Genomic DNA, 4,060 nt, shown 5'->3' with positions numbered 1-4,060 from the left:
TCGGTCACACGCAGGCCGCGGCGGGTGTCGCGGGTGTGATCAAGATGGTGATGGCGATGCGGCATGGCACGTTGCCGAAGACGCTGCACGTGGACGCGCCGTCGCCGCACGTCGACTGGTCCGAGGGTGCGGTCGAGCTGCTGACCGAGGGCCGTGACTGGGCGAGCGACGGCGCGCCGCGTCGGGCGGCCGTCTCCTCCTTCGGGGTCAGCGGCACCAACGCGCACGTCATCCTGGAGCAGGGCGAACCCGTCGAGGAGGCTTCGGCCGAGGCGGCTGAACTTCCGCTGGTGCCTTGGCTGGTGTCCGCCAAGAGCGCTGAGGCACTGGCCGCGCAGGCTGAGCGGTTGGCGGACTGGGCGGAGCTGGACGACGTTTCGCCGACCGCCGTGGGCGCGGCGCTGGCGAGTGAGCGTGCGGTGCTGGAGCGGCGTGCGGTGGTCGTGGGTGCGGACTGGGACGAACTGGTCGCGGGGCTGCGGGCGTTGGCCGTGGACAGTAGTGGTTCGGGCTCGGGTGCTGGTGGGCGGCTTGCCTTCCTGTTCGCCGGGCAGGGGAGCCAGCGGGTCGGCATGGGTGCCGATCTGGCGGCCGCGTTCCCGGTGTTCGCGACGGCGTTGGACGAGATCTGCCAGGTGCTGGACCCGTTGGTGGGTCGGTCGCTGCGTGAGGTGATGTTCGAGGACGCCGACGGGGTGCTGGGCGAGACCGGGCTGACGCAGCCCGCGCTGTTCGCCTTCGAGGTCGCGCTCTACCGCCTGCTGGAGTCCCTGGGTGTTCGCGCGGACGTGCTGGCCGGGCACTCGGTCGGTGAGATCGCCGCCGCACACGTCGCCGGGGTCTTCGACCTCGCCGACGCCTGCACCCTGGTTACTCACCGGGCCCGGCTGATGCAGGCGCTCCCAGCCGGTGGGGCAATGCTCGCCATCGCCGCCACCGAGGAGGCGGTGCTGCCGCTGCTCGCCGGACACGAGGCCGAGGCGGGGATCGCCGCCGTCAACCGGCCCGCCGCCGTGGTCGTTTCGGGCAGTGAGGCGGCGATCGCCGCGATCGAGGCACAGACGTCCGCGCGGACCAAGCGGCTGCGGGTGTCCCACGCCTTCCACTCGCCGTTGATGGACCCGATGCTCGCCGAGTTCCGTGAAGCCATCGGCGCGGTGACCTTCCACGAGCCGACCTTGCCGGTCGTCTCCAACGTCACCGGCCGCCTCGCCGAGCCTGGTCAACTGACCAGCGTTGACTACTGGGTGGACCACGTCCGTCAGGCGGTCCGCTTCGCCGACGGCGTCACCGCCACCGGGGCGGCGGTGTTCGTGGAGATCGGCCCGGATGGCACGCTGACCAGCCTGGCCCAACAGGTCCTCGACGGCGGCGAGACGTTCGTCCCGACCGCCCGCAAGGACCGCTCCGAGACCCGCAGTGTCGTGGAAGCCCTCGCCCGACTCCACACCGTCGGCATCGACGTCGACTGGGCGACCTACTTCGCCCCCGCCGAGTCCGGCCGGGTCGACCTCCCCACCTACGCCTTCCAGCGCAGCCGTTACTGGCTGGAGTCCGACACCGACACCCGGCGCGGCACCCTCGACCACCCGGTCCTGCTCTCCGGCACCGAGATCGCGGGCGGCGAGTCGGTGGTCTTCACCGGCCGCCTCTCGCTGACCGCTCAGCCCTGGCTGGCCGACCACGCCGTCAACGGCACCGTCATCCTCCCCGGCGCCGCCCTCGCCGAACTCGCCATCCGCGCCGGCGACGAAATCGGCCTCCCCCACCTGGACGAACTGACCCTCCAAGCCCCCCTCCTCCTGCCCGCCACCGGCAGCGTCGAGCTTCAGCTGGTGGCCGGGGCGGAGCAGTCGGGCCGCCGCCCGCTCACCCTCCACTCCCGCACCAACGACGCCTCCGCCTGGACCCAGCACGCGGAAGGCATCCTCGCCGAAACCACGGATACGTCAGGCATCGACCTGACGCAGTGGCCGCCGACGGGAGCCAAGCCCGTCGACGTCACCAACCTCTACGAGGACCTCGCCGGACTCGGCCTGGAATACGGCCCGGTGTTCCAGGGCCTCACCGCCGCCTGGCGCACCGACAACGAGGTGTTCGCCGAGATCACCCTGCCCGAACAGCCCCAGACGGACGCGGGCCGGTTCGGCCTGCACCCCGCGCTGCTGGACGCGGCCCTGCACGCCATCGCCCTGGGCGACTTCCTGCCCGCCGGACAGCCTCACCTGCCGTTCGCCTTCGGTGGGCTGACCCTGCAGGCGAGCGGCGCGACCGCGTTGCGTGTCCGGGTCGGCTCTGCGGCTCCCGGCGGCGCGCTCGCGCTCGCCCTGGCGGACGGCGAGGGCCGGCCGGTGGCGGAGATCGGCGCACTCACCTTGCGTCCGGTCGCGGCCGACCAGCTGAGCGCGGCCCGGGACATGCTGCACCGCTTGGAGTGGGTGTCAATCACGGCCGGTACGGCGTCGTCGGCGGTGGCGTTCGAGCTGGTCACCGTCCCGGCCACCGACGGCCTCGCCGTCCCGGACGCCATTCGCCACACCACCGAACACGTCCTCGCCGCGATCCAGAGCTCCGACACCCCGCTGGTGGTCGTCACCCGCCACGGCGTCGCCACGACAGCCGACGAGCCGATCGACCTCGCCCACGCCGCCGCCTGGGGCCTGGCCCGCGCCGCCCAGGCCGAACAACCCGGCCGCATCACCCTCGTGGACCTCGCACCAGACACCGACACGGACACGGACACCGCCGACGCGGTCGACAAGGCCCTGACCACCGGCGAGACCCAGATCGCCGTCCGCGGCGACCAACTCCTCACTCCCCACCTCACCCGCGCCACCGTTGCCCCCCGAGACGGCGAACCCGCCTTCGGGCCGGACTCCACCGTCCTGATCACCGGCGGCACCGGCGGCCTCGGCGCACTCACCGCCCGCCACCTCGTCACCCACCACGGCGTCCGCAACCTCGTCCTCGCCAGCCGACGCGGCACCGACGCCCCCGGCGCGACCGAACTCGCCGCCGACCTCACCACCCTCGGCGCCCACGTCACCATCACCGCCTGCGACATCACCGACCGCGCCGCCCTGGCCGAGCTGATCACCACCAACCCGCCCACCGCGATCGTCCACACCGCCGGCATCCTCGACGACGGCCTCCTCACCGGCCAGACTCCCGAACGTCTGGACGCCGTGCTGCGGCCGAAGGCGGATGCCGCCTGGCACCTGCACGAGTTGACCGCGCACCTCGACCTGACCGCGTTCGTCCTCTACTCCTCGCTCGCGGGGACGTTGGGTAACGCCGGCCAGGCCACCTATGCCGCCGCCAACGCAGCTCTTGACGCCCTCGCCCACCACCGCACCACCCAGGGTCTGCCCGCGACCTCCCTCGCCTGGGGCCTGTGGGCAGGCGGCGGCATGGCCGGCGACCTCACCGAAACCGACCTGCGACGCCTCGCCGCCGCCGGCATCGCCCCCCTCACCCCCACCGACGGCCTCACCCTCTTCGACACCGCGGTCCGTTCGGGTGACGCCGTGTTGGTTCCGGCACGTCTGGTGCGGACCAGGCCTCGCCGGTCGGTCAGGGCTGCCGGGCAGGCGCGTACGTACAGCGTGGCCGAACTGGGCGAGCTGGTACGCACCCAGGCTGCCGCCGTCCTCGGGTTCGCCGACGCCTCGGCGATCGCTCCGGGGCGGCAGTTCCAGGATCTTGGGTTCGACTCGTTGATGGCCGTGGAGTTCCGCAACCGCCTCGGTGCGGCGACGGGGCTCCGGTTGCCTTCCACGCTGATCTTCGACTACCCGACCGCTCAGGCCGTCGCCGACTATCTGGCCGGTGAGCAGAGCGGTCGCGAGCCGCAGGCCGTCGCCGCCACGATCGCGACCGACGAGCCGATCGCGATCGTCGGCATGGCGTGCCGTTACCCGGGTGGGGTCGGGTCGCCGGAGGAGTTGTGGCGGCTGGTCGCGGGCGGCTCGGACGCGATCGGCGAGTTCCCGGCGGATCGCGGCTGGGACCTCGACGGGATCTACAGCCCGGACCCCGAGGCGATCGGCACCACCTACTC

The 4,060-nt window shown here is 72.7% G+C and carries 1 protein-coding gene; it reads left to right on the top strand.

Annotation, left to right across the window (positions count from 1 at the left end; genetic code table 11):
• Window positions 1-4,060 (top strand): type I polyketide synthase (locus AB0J08_RS41115; protein WP_360645176.1); only part of this gene is annotated, 4,060 nt, incomplete at both ends.

The sequence above is a fragment of the Kitasatospora sp. NPDC050463 genome (assembly GCF_040655255.1).
In the GTDB taxonomy this organism is placed as follows: domain Bacteria; phylum Actinomycetota; class Actinomycetes; order Streptomycetales; family Streptomycetaceae; genus Kitasatospora.
This window is presented reverse-complemented; position numbering and strand designations above follow the sequence as displayed.